This window comes from Shewanella sp. BJSY2023SW007, assembly GCF_047314525.1.
GTDB lineage: Bacteria > Pseudomonadota > Gammaproteobacteria > Enterobacterales > Shewanellaceae > Shewanella > Shewanella chilikensis.
The window spans coordinates 105,303-122,303 of record NZ_JBKORL010000074.1 but is presented as its reverse complement, the minus strand read 5'-3'; the positions used below and the strand labels follow the sequence as shown (position 1 = coordinate 122,303).

The 17,001-nt window shown below is 54.4% G+C and carries 15 protein-coding genes; 8 read left to right on the top strand and 7 right to left on the bottom strand.

Annotated elements, in window-relative coordinates; translation table 11 throughout:
• Window position 1 precedes the first annotated feature (1 nt).
• The 3 genes from hisC to hisG are packed head-to-tail and all read right to left on the bottom strand — an operon-like array spanning window position 2 to window position 3,369.
• Window positions 2-1,105, bottom strand: coding sequence for a histidinol-phosphate transaminase (gene hisC / locus ACMHXE_RS12375; protein WP_413732374.1), 1,104 nt, complete (start codon window positions 1,103-1,105; stop codon window positions 2-4).
• Between the two features lie 5 nt (window positions 1,106-1,110).
• Window positions 1,111-2,469, bottom strand: a complete 1,359-nt coding sequence (gene hisD / locus ACMHXE_RS12370) for a histidinol dehydrogenase (RefSeq protein ID WP_224866307.1) — start codon at window positions 2,467-2,469, stop codon at window positions 1,111-1,113.
• A 3-nt stretch (window positions 2,470-2,472) separates the two neighbouring features.
• A complete protein-coding gene (gene hisG / locus ACMHXE_RS12365) occupies window positions 2,473-3,369 on the bottom strand; it encodes an ATP phosphoribosyltransferase (RefSeq protein WP_025011635.1) in 897 nt (298 codons plus the stop codon).
• Window positions 3,370-3,897: 528 nt separating this feature from the next.
• Here hisG and ACMHXE_RS12360 point away from each other — a divergent pair.
• Window positions 3,898-5,838 carry an ATP-dependent DNA helicase gene (locus ACMHXE_RS12360; protein ID WP_335921657.1) on the top strand — a complete coding sequence of 647 codons (1,941 nt, stop codon included), beginning with the start codon at window positions 3,898-3,900 and terminating at the stop codon, window positions 5,836-5,838.
• Between the two features lie 118 nt (window positions 5,839-5,956).
• On the opposite strand, the gene hemB is transcribed toward ACMHXE_RS12360, so the two are convergent.
• The 4 genes from hemB to ACMHXE_RS12340 form a co-directional block, all read right to left on the bottom strand.
• On the bottom strand, window positions 5,957-6,967 hold the full coding sequence (hemB, locus tag ACMHXE_RS12355) for a porphobilinogen synthase (protein WP_101056902.1): 1,011 nt from the start codon (window positions 6,965-6,967) through the stop codon (window positions 5,957-5,959).
• A gap of 151 nt (window positions 6,968-7,118) precedes the next feature.
• Complete coding sequence (locus tag ACMHXE_RS12350) at window positions 7,119-7,553, bottom strand: hypothetical protein (RefSeq protein WP_248952780.1); 435 nt, start codon at window positions 7,551-7,553, stop codon at window positions 7,119-7,121.
• A 50-nt stretch (window positions 7,554-7,603) separates the two neighbouring features.
• Window positions 7,604-8,533 (bottom strand): zinc dependent phospholipase C family protein, encoded by a 930-nt coding sequence (locus ACMHXE_RS12345; RefSeq protein WP_413732371.1) that lies wholly within the window; start codon window positions 8,531-8,533, stop codon window positions 7,604-7,606.
• 175 nt (window positions 8,534-8,708) lie between these two features.
• Window positions 8,709-10,004 carry a hypothetical protein gene (locus ACMHXE_RS12340; protein WP_101056899.1) on the bottom strand — a complete coding sequence of 432 codons (1,296 nt, stop codon included), beginning with the start codon at window positions 10,002-10,004 and terminating at the stop codon, window positions 8,709-8,711.
• Between the two features lie 169 nt (window positions 10,005-10,173).
• On the opposite strand from ACMHXE_RS12340, the gene tsaB reads away from it, so the two are divergent.
• From tsaB to rnd, 7 genes are all read left to right on the top strand, one after another.
• Window positions 10,174-10,890, top strand: coding sequence for a tRNA (adenosine(37)-N6)-threonylcarbamoyltransferase complex dimerization subunit type 1 TsaB (gene tsaB / locus ACMHXE_RS12335; RefSeq protein WP_071476593.1), 717 nt, complete (start codon window positions 10,174-10,176; stop codon window positions 10,888-10,890).
• Between the two features lie 59 nt (window positions 10,891-10,949).
• The gene (locus ACMHXE_RS12330; protein WP_101056898.1) at window positions 10,950-11,252 is read left to right on the top strand and encodes a hypothetical protein; all 303 of its coding nucleotides are present in this window, start codon (window positions 10,950-10,952) and stop codon (window positions 11,250-11,252) included.
• Complete coding sequence (locus ACMHXE_RS12325) at window positions 11,239-11,946, top strand: M50 family metallopeptidase (RefSeq protein ID WP_413732369.1); 708 nt, start codon at window positions 11,239-11,241, stop codon at window positions 11,944-11,946. The genes ACMHXE_RS12330 and ACMHXE_RS12325 overlap by 14 nt, the downstream gene beginning before the upstream one ends.
• A 126-nt stretch (window positions 11,947-12,072) precedes the next feature.
• Entirely contained in the window at window positions 12,073-12,918 is an 846-nt protein-coding gene (locus ACMHXE_RS12320) for a class I SAM-dependent methyltransferase (RefSeq protein ID WP_404830171.1), read from the top strand.
• Window positions 12,919-12,939: 21 nt separating this feature from the next.
• Window positions 12,940-13,833 carry an alpha/beta fold hydrolase gene (locus ACMHXE_RS12315; protein WP_413732367.1) on the top strand — a complete coding sequence of 298 codons (894 nt, stop codon included), beginning with the start codon at window positions 12,940-12,942 and terminating at the stop codon, window positions 13,831-13,833.
• A gap of 206 nt (window positions 13,834-14,039) precedes the next feature.
• Entirely contained in the window at window positions 14,040-15,713 is a 1,674-nt protein-coding gene (gene fadD / locus ACMHXE_RS12310; RefSeq protein WP_101056895.1) for a long-chain-fatty-acid--CoA ligase FadD, read from the top strand.
• A gap of 71 nt (window positions 15,714-15,784) precedes the next feature.
• Window positions 15,785-16,894 (top strand): ribonuclease D, encoded by a 1,110-nt coding sequence (rnd, locus tag ACMHXE_RS12305; RefSeq protein WP_101056911.1) that lies wholly within the window; start codon window positions 15,785-15,787, stop codon window positions 16,892-16,894.
• Window positions 16,895-17,001: the final 107 nt, after the last annotated feature.

The following is a 17,001-nucleotide window of genomic DNA, read 5'->3' as shown; positions in this document are numbered from 1 at the left end:
GTTATTGCACCTGGCTCAGGGCGGCGAGCAGCCGCTCGGTATCTGAGTCATCGCTGAAACTGAAACGTATGGCGTCAACAAGACGCGGATCCCGGTAGCTGCGGGCGACTATGCCAAAGCGCTGCAACTGCTCACGCACCTTGGGCGCATCGGCGAAATACGCCAGCAGATAGTTGCCGCCACTTGGCAGCACCCGGGCACCGAGTCTTTCCAGCGCCGCGGCCACTCTTTGCCCCTGGGTCTTGAGCAGCGCCACATCGGCCTGCATTCTGGCTATGCCCTCAGGGCTTAACGCCAAAGCCGCCAAGCGTGCCACAGGGACAGGTACCGGGTAGGGAGCCAGCACCTGTTTTACCATCTCGATAATGCCTTCATTGGCCAGCATAAAGCCGCAGCGGGCTCCGGCCAGGGCAAACGCCTTGGAGAGAGTGCGCAGCACGACCAGGTTGGGATACTCCTTGAGCAAAGAGGCGGCGCTCAGCTCGGGGCTGAATTCAATATAGGCTTCATCCACTACCACTAGCGTGTTTGGCATGGCCTCGAGTATCCGCAGAATTTCACCCTGGCTTACCCAGGTGCCTGTGGGGTTGTTGGGGTTGCAGATAAACAGCAGTTTGGCGCCTTGGGCCTGGGTTAACGCTTTGGGCAACTGAAAATTGTCATCCAACGACAGCGCCTTGACCTCGACATTGAAGGTCGCGGCACTGATGGCGTACATGCCGTAGGTGGGGCCAAAGAGGGCGATGCTGTCTGCCCCCGGGGTGCAAAAGGTGCGGATCAGCAACTCTATTGCTTCATCGGCGCCGCGGCTGCAGATGAGCTGCAAATCTGAGACTCCGGCATAGGCGGCATAGGCGGCTATCACCTCTGGCGGCTGGCACTCGGGGTAGCGGTTGACCCGGTCGATATCCGTGTGGTTGAAGGGGGATTCGTTGGCGTTAATCCAGACTTCCCCCTGGCCGCCAAGGCGCCTGGCGCTTTGATAGGGCTCGAGTGCCAATAGCTCGGGGCGGGCCAGAGTAGCGGCAAGCTCGCGGCTTTGGTGGGTAACGGCTATTGTTCCTTTCTTGGCATCCGCAGTGGCGGTATTAATGGCTGCAGGCATGGTGTTTATTCCTCCATTCTCGCGGACGGCGCGCGCGATGATGAAACACTCTCGGTTGAACCTTCGGAGCCGGATACCCCAAGAGAGGCCAGACGCAGGGCAACGGCATTGCTGTGAGCGTCAAGCTGCTCTGCCTGGGCCAGGGTCATTACCGAGGGCCCCAAGGCGCACAGACCTTCGGCACTCAGCTCCTGCACGGTAAAGCGGCGGCAGAAATCTGCCAGTGACAGGCTGGATACCGAGCGGCTGTAGCCGTAAGTGGGCAGCACATGGTTGGTGCCGCTGGCGTAATCACCCACAGATTCCGGGGTGTAGGGGCCGAGAAACACAGAGCCGGCAGCGCGAATTTGTGCCAGCACTGCTCTTGGGCTGCGGGTCTGGATGATCAGGTGCTCGGGGCCATAGCGGTTGGAAACGGCTGCAGCCTTATCCAGTGAATCGAGCAGTAAAATACGGCTTTCGGCCAATGCCTGGCGGGCAATATCGGCGCGGGGCAGAGCCGCAAGCTGCTTGTCCAGCTCTTGGATGACGGCTTTTGCCAGCGATTCACAGTTAGAGAGCAATATCACCTGAGAGTCGGGACCGTGCTCGGCCTGTGACAGGAGGTCAGCCGCCACAAAGGCTGGATTGGCAGTCTCATCGGCGATGACCAGCACTTCGGATGGCCCTGCCGGCATGTCGATACTGACTCGCGCCCTGGGATCCTGGGACAACTGGCGCTTGGCTTCGGTGACATAACGGTTGCCCGGGCCAAATATCTTGTCCACCGGGGCTATGGTCTCCGTGCCCAATGCCAGCGCGGCAATGGCCTGGGCGCCACCGGATTGGTAAATCTCTTCGATGCCGCATTCGCTGGCGGCGTAGATGATGGCGCTGTCTATCGGAGCCGGGCTTATCAAGACCCGGCGGCGACAACCGGCGATTCGGGCCGGCAGCGCCAGCATCAACACAGTGGAGATCAGCGGCGCGCTGCCGCCCGGTATGTAGAGGCCGACGCTGTCTATGGCTTCGCTTCTGAGCTCACAGCGCACTCCGGCCTGGGTATTGATATCCAAAGCCTGAGGCTGTTGCGCGCTGTGGAACACATCTATGTTGGCCATGGCGGTCTTGATGGCGTCTTTGAGCTCAGGGCTAACGTCCTGGGCAGCGGCCTTTATCTGCGCCTGACTGAGGGCGATATTCTCAAGGGGGATATTATCAAAGCGCTCACTGTACTCCCTGAGGGCTTGGTCTCCCTTGGCGGCGACGGCCTCGATGATCTCGCCGACGCTCTGCTCGAGCGCTTTGCTGCTTACCAGGGAGGAGCGCTGGAGCGCGGCGGCCTGCTCGCTTTCGCTCAGTTTGTCCCATACCAGATACTGCATGCTTCACCCCATCATCTTTTCAATTGGCATTACCAGAATCGAGCTGGCACCGAGCTTGGTCAGCTCTTCCATTGTGTCCCAAAACAGATCTTCTGTGCTGACCGCGTGGATGGCGACCCGGTTGCTGTCATCGTTGAGCGGCAACACTGTGGGGTTCTCGGCGCCGGGCAGCAGGGCAACAATCTGCTCCAGGGTTTCAGTGGGAGCGTGCAGCAGGATATATTTGCTTTCCCGGGCACGGATGACGCCGTTGACCCGGCTCATCAGCTTGTCGATCAAGGCCTGTTTGGCCGGGGTTTGGGTTTGCTGTGATTGGATGACACAGGCCATAGAGCGGAAGATAACTTCGGTCTCGTACAAGCCATTGGCTTCCAAAGTGGCGCCGGTGGAAACCAGATCGCAGATCCCGTCGGCGAGTCCGGCACGGGGGGCCACTTCTACCGAGCCCTTGAGCATACAATCGCGATAACTTATGCCCTTATTTTGCATAAAACGGCGCAACAGGTTGGGGTAGGAGGTGGCAATTCGCAAGCCTTCCAGTGAGGCGGCGTCCTGATAAGGGAACTCACTGGGTACCGCCAGCGATAAACGGCAGGCGCCGAAGTCCAGTTGTCTGAGTTTGTTGCAGGCCGAAGGTTTGCCCAGTGTCTGCCGTTCTATCTGCTCCTCTTCCAGCACATTCTCGCCAATGATCCCCAAATCGACCACGCCATCCATGACCAGGCCGGGAATGTCGTCATCACGCACCCGCAGCAGATCCAGCGGCATATTGTCGGCGTGGGCTATCAGACGTTGTTCGTTGACGGTGAATTTTACGCCGCAGTTTTTCAGCAGTTGTTGTGATTCTTTCGAAAGCCGGCCCGATTTCTGGATGGCGATGCGCAGTCGATTTGAAGTCATAGTGGTCATTCCTGTTGGTCAATTCAATCTTGGTTAAAAACTCAAATCCGGAAACGAAAAACCCCCGGAATTCCTTCCAGGGGTTTTCAGATCTTATGAATCAACCGCCAGAAGGAATGAACCTTCGGCAGTCAGCTCCGAAGGCTACCGCTCGTGGTGGTGATGATGGATAGCGTTGCGAAGCTGTGTCATGTAATAAATCCTGTGATTTCACGCTGTAATTTGGCAGCGCATAAGCATTCAATTCTGAGCCAATTCGGCTGGCGTGTTTTTAAGCTAATCCCTTTGGCTGGAATTTGCAACACCCAAAATCAAAAAATGTCTGCTGCTTGAAAAGGATTCATCAAGCGGCCCGCTTGGGCATAAGTTTGCGAATCGTTAGCCTGAAGAGTTTGGTTTAAGTGGTTATGTTAACTATATCAATGCCAACTCTGTTGGGTAGAGCGGCTTGGCGATAAGGTTTGTCCCTTGTATCCGTCACTCAAATAGCGATAATGCACGCCATACCCCAGGGCAAAATGGAGCACAATGCGTAATCGACTCGTCAGCGAAACGGCACTGGCCTTCGCCCCGGGCGGCCCTTTGGCCTCCAATATCAGGGGCTTCAAGCCCAGAGAACCGCAACTGGAGATGGCCCGCGAAGTGGCCCAGTTACTCCATGGCTCAAGCGGCGCTGCAGTGCCTTTGGTGCTCGAAGCCGGCACCGGGGTTGGCAAGACCTTCGGTTATCTGATCCCGGCGCTGCTTTCAGGCAAGCAGGTGATTGTCTCCACCGGCTCAAAGAACCTGCAAGAACAGCTGTTTTATAAAGATCTGCCGGCCTTGCTGCAGATGCTGGATCTGCAAGTTCGGGTGGCGCTGCTCAAAGGGCGCAACAATTATCTGTGTCAGTTGTTGCTGGAGCAGCAGTTGGATGGCGCCCAGAGCCGCAGCCCGGAAGTGCTCGATGATCTGCTCAGGATAAATCAATGGGCCGCGGCCAGCACAGATGGCGATCTCGGTACTCTGGCCACGGTTTCCGAACAGTCGCCGGCACTGGCGCTGGTGGCTTCTTCGAAAGAGCGCTGCACCGGCAAGCGCTGCGCCTTCTATGACAGCTGCTTTACCCGCAAGGCCAGACAGAAGAGCCTGGAAGCCAGGATTATCGTGGTTAACCATCATCTGTTTTTTGCCGACAGGATCCTCAAGGATACCGGCTTTGCCGAGTTGTTGCCCGATGCCGATGCGGTGATTTTCGATGAGGCTCACCTGCTTGCCGATATTGCCGTAACCTACTTTGGTCGCCAATTGTCGCTCGCGGCCATGCAGCGAGTGCTGGAGCGGGTGGAAGCGGTATATCAACAGGAACTCAGGGATACTTCACAACTGAGCGATCTCGCCAGGCGCTGCGGCTCCCGCCTGGCGGATTGGGCGCAGATGACCCAGGCTTCCGGGCAAAGCGACTGGCGGCCCCTGTTGGCCGATAAAGAACTTGCGAGGCAATGCTGGCAGCTGCTCGAAGAGTTTCGGGCGCTGGAGCGGGTGATGCTGGCCAATATCGGTCGCAGTGATGAACTGGATGATTGCCTGGAAAAATGGCTAGATTACTGTGTGCAGCTGGAGCAGTTTTTCAACTGTGAAGACCAAAGTGCGGCTTACAGCATAGAGCAGGGCAGTCGGTTGCCGACGCTGAGAATGGCGCCTATTGATGTTGCCAAGGCGTGTCAGGCGCTGTTTGAGGTGCAAACCCGTTGGCTATTTACCTCGGCAACGCTACAGGTGAATCGCAGCCTGAACCATTTTTGCCGGACATTGGGGCTTAAGGGGGCCAGGGAGCTTATTCTGGACAGCCCTTTTGACTACCGACGCCAGGCAATTTTGTGTGTCCCCAGGGAGCTTGGGGATGTGCGCTCTGAAGGGGATTATCAGTTTCGGCGCCTGCTTGAGGTGTGTGAGCAGGCGATTAATGCGGCCAAGGGCCGAACCTTTATTTTGTTTACCAGTCACAGGATGCTCCAACGGGTGGCGCAGGCGCTTCATGGTCGCAGCCGCTATCCACTCCTGGTGCAAGGCAGCGCCGGTAAGCAGACTCTGCTGAAAAAGTTTCGTCAGCTGGGTAATGCCGTGCTGCTGGGCACCGGCAGTTTTTGGGAAGGCGTGGATGTGCGCGGCAAGTTACTCTCTTGCGTGATAATCGACAAACTGCCCTTTGTGTCTCCGGACGATAATCTCTATCGCGCCAGAGCCGCAGAGATCAGTAAGCGACAGGGTGACCCCTTTGTGGAGTTGGCCTTGCCCCAGGCTGTGATAGCACTCAAACAGGGTGTTGGACGGCTAATTCGTGACGAGAGCGACCGCGGTGTGCTAATTCTCTGTGATAATCGCATCGTCAATCGCAGTTATGGTCAGGCATTTCTCAACTCCTTGCCGCCCATGTACAGGACCCGCAATTTGCAATCTGCCTTGTCTTTTCTTGAAAGAATAGATTGATTAAAAACAGTTGGATACTGTATTTGAGAGTATTAATTCAATTTTTGGAACAAATAAATTGATAGTAAAAAGGCGCCTAAAACTAGGCGCCTTTTGCCCTCTGTCTCTGTACTAGCTATTAGCCGCGATCTGCGGCCAGCCAGGAAGCAAATTGCTTGGTGTAGTAACTGACAATCAAGCTGGCACCGGCGCGTTTGAAGCCGACAAAGCTTTCGGTAACCACGGCCCTTTCGTCCAGAGCGCCGGCCAGAGCCGCGAACTTGATCCCGGCATATTCACCGCCCACATGATAAGCCGCCAAAGGCAACTCGGTACGCTCTCTCAATTGTGACAACACATCCAGATAAGGCGTACCTGGTTTCACCATCAGAATATCGGCGCCTTCCTCTTCATCGAGCAGAGCTTCCAACAGTGCTTGCCGGCCATTGGCGCTATCCAGTTGATAACCTTTACGATTGCCGCTGAGTTCACAATCTACCGCCGCCCGGAATGGGCCGTAGAAAGAGGAGGCAAACTTGGCCGAGTGGGCCAAAATGGCGACATTTTCAAAACCGGCTGCATCCAGGCCTTCGCGTATCGCCCGAATTTGGCCATCCATCATGGCCGAAGGGGCGAGCATGTCGGCACCGGCGCGGGCAGCGCAGACAGACTGCTTGACCAGGTTTTCCACAGTCGCGTCATTACAAACTTCATTGTGCTCGACCACACCGCAGTGGCCGTGATCTGTGTACTCGCAGAAACAGATATCCGGGATCACCAGCATCTCGGGCGCTTCCTGCTTGATGGTGCGGATCATCCGTGCCAGCAGGCCGTCATCGTTCCAGGTATCGCTGCCGATGGCATCTTTATGGTGTGAAATACCAAAGGGCATTACATAGCGGACTCCGAGGGCCTTCAGCTCACGGATCTCAGCTGCCAGCATGCTCTCGGGCAATCTGCTGATCCCGGGAAGGGTGCTGATGGCCACAGGCTCAGTAATGCCTTCTTCGATGAACAGTGGGTGTACCAGATCTGTCAGGGAAACTTGCTGCTCGCGAACCAGATCCCGCATGGCTTCTGAACTGCGAAGACGGCGAAGACGACGAAGAGGTTTGGTGAAGCTGCCGTGACGGCAATGACTGTCTGACATGAGAGTTCCTTTACTGCTATGGCGGGTGCCTGTTTGCCGAATATTGTCTCAAGACTCGGTAAAGAGCACTAAGCTATTGAGGTTAAAGGGGCGCAAGCGCCCAAGTGCGCCTAGGATACCCTTTGCAGGAAACGCGATACTATGACGAGGGTCACAGTTCACCCAGGCAGATGTTGGCAGGTGCAATACTGGTCTCACAGGGACTTGTTCCCTGTTGCCATTGCTGCTTGTCGAGCTTGGCGGTGCAACCACTGTCTTCCATCAGGGCCCGCTCACCGTCTGCGCTGCACAGCAACAAGAGGGCATGATCCTCGATGCGAAACAGGTGCAGTTGGTATTGGCTGAATGGCTCGAGCATGGAGGCGTCATGGGCTGTGGCCAACGCCAGTAAAGTTTGGCCGTCGAGATTGGCCGGATGATTTTCATAACGTATGGTGGCCTCGGCGGCGCTGGTCACCTTGGTCAGTGCCGGTGCCAGTTGTTGGTAGTCTTGTTCATGCCTGTCACCCAGACCGCAGCCACCAAGTGTCGGTAGCAGTGCCAGCAACAGGCAGACGATTGGGCCTTGATGGAAAATTGATTTCATCCTTGAATCCTTATCTACAAATAGTAGGTCAGCGCTAGTTCCTGTTAGGCCTATTCCTGCCAAAAGGCCAGTTTACCTGCGGCATCCCGGCCCGTGTCCAAATTCCAATCTTTGATACTCTCCAGATAGGCGCTATCTTGCTCGAGCACACCGCTGGCGATAAGTTGCCAAAAGTGTTTGACGTTTTCTCTGGCGCGCAGAAAAATCGCGTCATAGTGCATATCGCCCTCAGGGGTGGTCAGGGTTAAATATGCTTTTTCAATCAGCTCCTGCTCTGGGTAGAGAACGGCGAACTTGACGCCCAGGTGGCGGGCAAACGGCAGCAGTCTGTTGCCTTCCTCGGCAATCTTGTCCACCACAGTGATAAAGCCTTTATGCCAGTCATTGATGGCCGGCGGATTATTGGCCCACTCATCGATATAAACATCTTTGAAGCAGTTGTCCCACAATCTCTCTATGACAGGATCCAGTTTCTGGCCTGTGGCATCGCAGCAGGCGGCAATGCCGGAATCCAGGTGTTCGGATAGACCTATTGCCCCGAGATTGAGCTTGGGATAGATGTAGGCATCCTGATGCATTTCACAATGCCTGTGGGCATCGGCGTTGTCTTTGTAGGGGCCTACTTTCATCTCAATAACCGGATGGACAGTGATATCTGTGATCACATGGGCACAATAGCCCAGCAACCAGGCCAGGCCCTTGTCGCGTTCTTCCCCTTCACTGCAGGCCAGATGACGAACGCCGGCTTTGAGCATTTCGCCGCTATGCTGGTAATGCATCTTGTCGGCCCAGCTTTTGGCCTGTTGGCGATCATTGAGGGCAAGATAGGGATAATCCGGGCTGACAGCCCCGAGCTCGCAGTATTTGAAGTGCTTCAGTAAGGCGCGAATAGCGTCCTTGGGCATATGGGTAACCGCCTCTAGCTCAAGTGGCTGTCTGAGGCTGTTGACCATGGTGAGGTGTGCATAGGCGCCTGGCATTCCCTGGCCTCCAATCCTTTGCTATTGCGTGCGGTTCCTTGGGGTTAACCTTAGCCGCTTAAGGTGACAACGGCCATAGCCCGAAGCTACTATCAAGCGCAATTCACTCAAGAGTAAATCAGACTGGCCGCTTCCCTTGGTTGATACCCGGAAACCACCATGCCGCCTTCCTTAGTTAGGATACGGCTGGTGAAGCTTGGGCTCTACTGCGGCGGATATGGCGCTCGACCAGAGCACCTATCAGGTACATCATCAGGTAACCGCAGCCGAGGGCGAGGATTACCGCCACCACATTGGCCGTCAATTGCCTGAGCAGGAAGAAGGCGCCCACCAGAGTAATGATGCCGGCCAGGCGGATCAGCAAACTGGCATTAAAGTAGCCTTCGGCCTTGATATAGGCCAGTTGATAACCGTTGAGCATCAAAAAGATGAAGAAAATGGCATAGTGCAGCAGTACCGGGACGGCGCCGTGATACTGGGGCGGAAACAGCATTCTGAACAGACTATCGCCGCCCAGCAGCATGACAACAAAGAAACTGGTGCTGACAATTAGCGCCAGCTTGTAGAGCCAGTGTTTGATGGCGCGGATTTGTTCATTGTCCCGGGCGCGAACACAGACCGCCAATTCTGGCAATACGAAGCGGTAGATAGGGAATACAAACAGCAAGGTCATGTAGGTGAATACCGGTCTGACCACCACTTGGAAATCCCCCAGCTCTTCGACACTGAAATAACGTATGGTCAGTAGTACGGTAATATAGATCATCAGAATGCTTGAACCGGCCTCGAGCGAGGCGGTGACACTGCGCTTCATAAAGCTCTTCAGCGCCGGCTCAAGATTGACCTTGGCGAGCGGCGCGGTGGCGATTTGGCGCCGCCTTCTCAGATACATAAAGACCGCGATAATCAGAGACGACAGCGTCGTGGCGTAAAAGAGTGCTCCCAGCGGCGCCATGCTCAGCCCGTAGTAACACAGGGCAAAGGCCAGCACCAAAGACAGCGGCTCCATCCAGGTTACCTTGTTGCTGATTTCATAGAGACGATACATGGCAACCAGGTTGGTAAAGTACACCTTGAGCCCCATGCTGACTATGATGCCCACCAGTTGCAGGTACTCCACATCTATGGCGAGTTTGTGCTTGATATAGGGCAGTATAATGCCCCAGGTCAGCAGCACTACAAGTATCAGCACATAGCGGAAAATATTGATGATATCCCTGTCGTTGCGGGTCTGGCTGTATGACACCACCATAGACGAGCGAAAGCCTGTCATCAGGATAAGTGACAGCGAGATGATATCGATAACTGTGTGGTAGATAGCCAGATCCGCCTTGGGAACCCAGCTTGCGAGCCAGACTTTAAAGGAAAACCCGATTGCTATGCTGATGAGCGTGGCCCAAATACCGGCGACAAAGGCACGTTTCAACCGCGAAACTGCGGTTTCATTGGAAGACTGAGAGAGGCTGGACATAACAGACGCTAACCGAAAAGGGGACTCTATATTAGTTGAGAACTGTTCTCATTGTCCATGATAAGGATCACAAGGGCAGATCCGGGCTTGGTTTCGGCGTATTTGATGGTATGATCCCGCCGCTATTAACTCGCCGAAGGCTATACCTTCGCTTATCAAGGTTTAAACCATGACATCGACTACACTTGCCAATTCTCCTGTTATTCTGGCTCTGGATACCTGTACCGAACTCTGCTCAGCGGCGCTGGCATGGCAAGGTGGCAGTATTGCCGAATCTGTCGATGCTCCCCGTGAACATAGCCAAAGATTGCTGCCCATGATAGAGAACTTGCTGAGCCAATCCGGGCTCAAGATGCAGGATATCGGCCTTATCGCCTATGGCCGAGGGCCAGGCAGTTTCACCGGCATCCGCATCTGCACTTCTATGACTCAAGGGTTGGCGCTGGGGCTGGATGTACCTGTAATCGGTATCTCTACCTTGGCTGCCATGGCGCAGCAAGCGATAACCGAACATGGTGCGCAGCAGGTGATTTGTGCCATAGATGCCCGCATGGGCGAAATCTATTGGGCGGCGTTTGAACAGGAATCCGGCCTGGCCAAACTGGTGGGTATAGAGCAAGTGAGCGCCCCTGAGACAATGACCTCGCCCTTTGCCAATGCGGACAAGGTGTATTGCTGCGGTACAGGGTTTGACGCCTACCCGGCACTGTTACAACATGCCGAGAACTTGACCTTGCTGGATGCGGTGAAATATCCTCAAGCCAGTGCTATGCTTGCTTTGGCAAGCCTTGGCTGGCAACAAGGACAGGCCACCTCGGTCGATGAGCTGGCGCCTGTGTATTTGCGAGATACAGTTGCCTGGAAGAAACTGCCGGGAAGGGAATAGGGCTTCAGGCGGGTTAACTGCCTCAAGGGCTTGGGGCAAACGGGGATCAAACCAGTATCATGATGATCAAGCAGACGGGACATCCGGGGGCAGTTCAAAGTCTGTCGCAGGCGGTAGCCGGCAACAGGCCACCTGAGAGTGCCCAGCAAACCATTGAAACTCAAGATGAAATCCTTGTCAGCCCATCCAGACAGTTGCTCGAGTTTGACAGCCAAGCCCTTAACGACAAATACCAACAAAGAGAGCAACTTAAGCGGGAAACCGCAGGTCATTCTGATGCTATCGCCCTCTATCTTCATACCCAACACGCCGCGCAGCGGGACGCTATCTCAGCCATGGTGGGCATAGATGTCTACGCCTGACAATCCCGCCGCCGATAACGCGTTTGTAAAACCCTCCCATTCTCTGGTGTTGCCGGGAAGAGGCCAGTTTCTGCTGGAACTCTTGCTGGCCTTGATGTTGACTCATCTGCCCTATGTCTCTGTACCTTTTAAATGGTTGGAAAGCTATTTCCATGAATTGTCTCATGCGCTAGCCACGCTGTTAAGCGGCGGGATTGTCAGCCATATCCAACTCTTTCCGAGTGGCGCCGGTTTCTGCTTCAGTCAGGGCGGTTGGCCGCTCCTTATCGGCTTCAGTGGTTATTTGGGCGCGGCCTTTTGGGGCTGCCTGCTTTACCACCTGGCCACTTGGCCGCGGGGGATCCGTGTCAGTTTCGCCTTTATCGGCGCCTTGGTGCTGCTCACCATACTGCTGTGGGGACGGGACTTACTTACCCTGAGTATCCTCATTAGTCTGAGTGTATTGTTTTTGCTGCCGCTGAAATTTGGCGGCAATCGACTGCTCAGCGGCAGCTTGCGCCTAGTGGCCTTGATGGTGATGCTCAACGCGCTCGCCAGCCCAGCAGTATTGCTGGGGCTGGACAACAGGGGAGATGCGGTATTGCTGGCTGAGCACAGCTGGGTGCCTGCGTTCGTCTGGGTATTGCTGTGGTTCGCTTCCGGCTTATTGGCGTTACTGCTTTGCTGGCGCCGCATAGATGGAAAATCAAACTGATCCTTGGCAAGTCTGCCGCTCACTGTTAGCTTGAACTCCAATCTTATTTGGCACCAGTGCGTGCCAAAAAGTCGTTTCGGCGGGTTTGTTGCCGCAGCATAAATCCACATTCAAAGGAGAAGGGAAATGGAATACAAGCAATTTAATCGCAAGCTGGCAACGCCGCTTGGCAAGGCGTTGCTGTTTGCAGGCATGCTGCTTGGCAGCGGTGCGCTGCAGGCCGGCGAACAGGCGTTGCAGGAGGCGGTTAACAGTGACTTTCGCCGGGAAGCCAATGTCGAGCGCGACCAATATCGTCATCCAGAGCAGACACTGGCTTTTTTCGGGATCAGTGCGGAGCAAACCGTGATTGAGCTCTGGCCCGGCGGCGGCTGGTACACAGAAATCCTGGCGCCTATGTTGGCGGACAAGGGGCAGTATATTGCCGCCGGTTTTAACACAGCGCCGCAGGAAGACACCCCGGGCAGCCGTTATCGGGCCAAAGCGGGCAAGCGTTATCTAGAATGGCTGCAAGCCCACCCCAAAGAGCTTGGCAAAATCGAACTGGTGGTTTTGGATCCTCCCGCACAGGTTAAACTGGGAGAAGATGCCAGCGCCGATGCTGTACTCACTTTCAGAAACCTGCATAACTGGGCCAGTCAGGGGCAACTGCAAACCGTGTTTCAGGCTGCTTTTAATGTGCTTAAAGATGGCGGCGTCTTTGGTGTGGTTGAGCACAGGGGCAAAGCCGGTAACGGCCCTGACAGCGGCTACATGATGCAGGATGAGATGATAGCACTGGCAGAAAAGGTCGGCTTCACCTTGGAAGCCAGCAGTGAGATCAACGCCAATGCCAAGGACAGTAAGGATTACCCCAAAGGCGTCTGGACCTTGCCGCCGACATTGCGACTGGGTGAGCAGGACAGGGACACTTATCTCAAGATAGGAGAAAGTGACCGTATGACACTCAAATTTATCAAAAAAGCGAACTGATACACTGACAACAGAGGCATTATGTGGCAACCTTCCGCCCCCGTAAAAGCACTGAAGATCCCGCTGCCGCACCTCACGCTGGCTGCCCAATGCTGGGGAGCGGAAGATAAGCCGCTGTTACTGGCATTGCATGGATGGCTGGATAACAGTAACAGCTTTGCTCCTTTGGCCGAGAAGTTGATGAATGATTATCGTATTCTTGCCATTGATTGGCCGGGGCATGGTTTATCGGAACACAGGCCAGGGCGTTATCCGCTGCACTGGATTGACTATCTGTATGATCTTGAGCAGCTGCTGGACTACTTGGCCGGCGATGCACCAGTCACTCTGTTGGGGCACTCGCTTGGGGGAATTGTTGCCAGTGCTTATGCTGCCGCATTTCCCGAGCGAGTTGCCAAGTTGCTGTTGATTGAAGCCTTTGCACCTCTTTATGAGGCGGTGGAGCAGGCCAAACCCAGGCTGAGAAAGAGCTTTGCTGCCCACAAGCGTATGCTCGCCAGCAAACGTAGCCAAGTGGTTTATGACAGTATCGAACCGGCCATCAAAGCCAGAGTGCAGTTGACCGGCTTGGCGGAGCCCTGGTCCAGATTATTGGTGACACGCAATATGCAAATTGATGCACAGGGTGCCAGATGGCGCAGTGACCCAAGGCTGCGGCTTGACTCGCCGATGCGACTTTGTTTTGAGCAGGTAGCATCCCTGATGCAGGGGATCGCCATCCCCAGCTTACTTATCACGGGTGAGCAGGGATTTCCCGGATTGGTGCAGAGTTTACCCCAGGCACGTGCCTGGTACAGCGAGTTGCAAATAGTACAACTACCAGGGGATCACCATCTGCATATGGCGAACGCCGATGGGGTAGCGCAAACTCTGGCCGGATTTCTCCAAGGTAGAAAATCCAATCCGGGGGACTAGGCAAATAAAAGCTTTTATGTGATGATGATCAAAATTTTAAACGCTCGTATGATTTTTTGCGGCGCGAAAGTTAACTACCAAGAGTCGAGGCCAAAGGCCTTAATAAGAACTTTATAAAAAATACTCAGTGCTTTGCCCGCAGATGCTGCGGGCTTTAACGACATAGAGAGTCGTTTCCGCTGAAGACGGAATTTTAGGAGAGATTTGTGGACCAGCCCTGGATTAACAGTTTGCCTGCCGACGTGCCTGCCGAAATTGATACCAGCCGCTATGCTTCCTTGCTGGAGATGTTGGAATCAGCGGTCAATACCTACGCCGATCAACCCGCATTCGTCAATATGGGTGCAACCCTGACGTACCGAAAACTGGAAGAGCGCAGCCGGGCCTTTGCCGCCTATTTGCAAAATGATCTCAAATTGCAAAAGGGCGATCGGGTGGCGATCATGATGCCGAACCTACTGCAATACCCCATCGCCCTGTTTGGTGTGTTGCGGGCCGGTATGGTTGTGGTCAACGTCAATCCGCTTTATACCCCGAGAGAGCTAAAGCACCAGTTGGTCGACTCCGGCGCCAAGGCGATAGTGGTAGTGTCCAACTTTGCCAGCACACTGGAGCAAGTGGTCGATCAAACTCCGGTCAAGAATGTGATTATTACTGGGCTTGGCGATCTCTTGAGTGCGCCCAAGCGTACCTTGGTTAATTTTGTGGTGAAGTATATCAAGCGCTTGGTGCCCAAATACTCTTTGCCACACGCCATCTCTATGCGCCGGGCGCTTCGGGCCGGTAAAAAGGCACAGTACGTCAAGCCTGTGGTCAAGAGTGATGATATCGCCTTTTTGCAGTATACCGGCGGTACCACTGGCGTTTCCAAGGGCGCCATGCTCAGCCATGGCAACATAGTTGCCAACGTATTGCAGGCCAACGGTGCTTACGCCCCTTTGCTCAACGATGGCAAGGAGTTTGTGGTAACCGCCTTGCCGCTTTACCATATTTTCGCCTTAACGGTGAATTGTTTGCTGTTCCTGCATAAAGGCGCCAATAACTTATTGATCACCAATCCAAGGGATATCCCGGGATTTGTGGCGGAACTGAAGAAAACACCTTTCACTGCTCTCACTGGGGTGAACACCCTGTTTAATGCTCTGGTCAACAGCGAAGAGTTTGCCGCTCTGGACTTCTCCCGCCTCAAACTTTCTATTGGTGGTGGAATGGCGGTGCAGCGCGCCGTGGCCGACAAGTGGCAGAACATCACCAAGACTCGTTTGCTTGAAGGATATGGCCTGACCGAAGCTTCACCTCTGGTGGCTTGTTGCCCTTACGATCTGGCCGGTTACAACGGCTCTATCGGCTTACCTGCGCCTTCGACGCAAATTCAAGTGCGTGGCGATGATGGTCAGGTGTTGCCTCAGGGGGAGACGGGTGAACTTTTTGCCAAGGGGCCTCAGGTGATGTTGGGCTACTGGCAACGTCCGGAAGAAACCACCAAAGTTATCGACAAAGATGGTTGGTTGGCCACAGGTGATATCGGCTATATGGATGAAAAAGGTTTTTTCTATATTGTTGATCGCAAGAAGGACATGATCCTGGTTTCCGGCTTCAACGTCTTCCCCAATGAAGTGGAAGAGGTAGTGGCCTTGCATCCCAAGGTGGTTGAAGTGGCTGCAGTAGGGGTACCCCACGAGGTCAGTGGCGAACTGGTGAAGATTTTTGTGGTGGCAAAAGACAAATCTTTGACCGAGAAAGAGCTTATCAAACACTGTCGCCATCATTTAACAGGATATAAGGTGCCGAAGCTGATAGAATTCAGGGACGAATTGCCGAAAACCAATGTAGGAAAGATCCTGCGCAGAGAACTCAGAGATGAGGCCAAATCTGCATAATATAGAGAGCCGGCGCCAGCCGGCTCTTGTGTTTCCGAGACCTGGAAACTCGCGCAGGATGGGAGTTGAAGTTGCAAGATTACCTGTATGTAAAAGATGACGCCACCCTGGCACAGCTGGTGGCTCAATACCGTGATGCCGAACTGCTGGTGCTAGATACCGAATTTGTACGCACCCGTACTTATTATGCTTGTTTAGGGCTTATTCAGGCCTATGACGGCAAGACCTTGGCTCTGATAGATCCCTTGGCCATCTCGGATCTGTCGGGCTTTTGGGCCTTGTTGACCGATGAGAAGATCACCAAGTTGTTGCACTCCTGCAGTGAAGACTTGGAAGTGTTTGCCCGCCAGGGTCAGTGTCAACCAAAGCCTTTGTTCGACAGTCAACTGGCAGCGGCCATTGCCGGCATGGGGCATGGCCTGGGTTATGCCAAGTTGGTGCATGAGTGTCTGGGAGTGGAGCTCGACAAGGGCGAGTCCCGTACCGACTGGTTGAAAAGGCCGTTATCAGAGGCGCAGCTCAGTTATGCCGCCAATGATGTCTATTATCTCTACCAACTCTATCCTCAGCTGCAGCAGAAACTACAGCAACAGGGCCGGATTGAGTGGGCATTGGAAGAAAGTCGGCGCATGACAGAAGGGCGTCTGGATCCGCCGGATGAAGACACGGCCTATCTTAGAGTCAAAAACGCCTTTCAGTTGAGTACACCACAATTGGCTGTGCTTAAGGTGCTGGCGGCCTGGCGTTTGCGTAAAGCGTTAGCAAAGGATATGGCGTTGGGTTTTGTCATGAAAGATCATGCCCTTATCGGCTTGGCTAAGCGTCAGCCAAGAGGGATCAATGATGTGCTTGCCATGAAAGAGCTGACAGATCATGAAAAGCGTCTTTACGCCAAAGATGTGCTCAAGGTTATGGCCAAGGCGGATATGAGCAATCTGCCTGAGCCCTTGGATGTGCTGGCGCTCAAGCCCGGATACAAGAGCGCTTTCAAAACCATTAAGCAGTGCTTGAGTGAGGTTGCAGAATCCGAAAGTGTGCCCATGGAGTTGCTTGGCTCCAAGCGTCATATTCACGAATACCTTGAATGGGTATGGGATGGCAAACAAGGGGCCTCGCCCTTGGTGTTGCAGGGATGGCGCGGTCAACTTGTGGCTGATAAATTGGCAAAATTGCCACTCTGATCCAGGTTTGACTTATATGACTTTGGAACTTGGAGACATTTGACTGGTAAATTTTTGGCATTCCCTTCAGGGAGCCGCGTTGTGTTCTAACGCGGTTTCCATGGGGA

Bases quoted from the DNA above. Each gene is read 5' to 3' on its own strand.
- ACMHXE_RS12350 (WP_248952780.1), bottom strand. From the start codon at position 7,553: ATGAAATCAATTTTCCATCAAGGCCCAATCGTCTGCCTGTTGCTGGCA.
- hisD (WP_224866307.1), bottom strand. From the start codon at position 2,469: ATGCAGTATCTGGTATGGGACAAACTGAGCGAAAGCGAGCAGGCCGCC.
- hisG (WP_025011635.1), bottom strand. From the start codon at position 3,369: ATGACTTCAAATCGACTGCGCATCGCCATCCAGAAATCGGGCCGGCTT.
- hisC (WP_413732374.1), bottom strand. From the start codon at position 1,105: ATGCCTGCAGCCATTAATACCGCCACTGCGGATGCCAAGAAAGGAACA.
- ACMHXE_RS12360 (WP_335921657.1), top strand. From the start codon at position 3,898: ATGCGTAATCGACTCGTCAGCGAAACGGCACTGGCCTTCGCCCCGGGC.
- ACMHXE_RS12315 (WP_413732367.1), top strand. From the start codon at position 12,940: ATGTGGCAACCTTCCGCCCCCGTAAAAGCACTGAAGATCCCGCTGCCG.
- tsaB (WP_071476593.1), top strand. From the start codon at position 10,174: ATGACATCGACTACACTTGCCAATTCTCCTGTTATTCTGGCTCTGGAT.
- ACMHXE_RS12340 (WP_101056899.1), bottom strand. From the start codon at position 10,004: ATGTCCAGCCTCTCTCAGTCTTCCAATGAAACCGCAGTTTCGCGGTTG.
- ACMHXE_RS12325 (WP_413732369.1), top strand. From the start codon at position 11,239: ATGTCTACGCCTGACAATCCCGCCGCCGATAACGCGTTTGTAAAACCC.
- hemB (WP_101056902.1), bottom strand. From the start codon at position 6,967: ATGTCAGACAGTCATTGCCGTCACGGCAGCTTCACCAAACCTCTTCGT.
- ACMHXE_RS12320 (WP_404830171.1), top strand. From the start codon at position 12,073: ATGGAATACAAGCAATTTAATCGCAAGCTGGCAACGCCGCTTGGCAAG.
- ACMHXE_RS12330 (WP_101056898.1), top strand. From the start codon at position 10,950: ATGATGATCAAGCAGACGGGACATCCGGGGGCAGTTCAAAGTCTGTCG.
- ACMHXE_RS12345 (WP_413732371.1), bottom strand. From the start codon at position 8,533: ATGCCAGGCGCCTATGCACACCTCACCATGGTCAACAGCCTCAGACAG.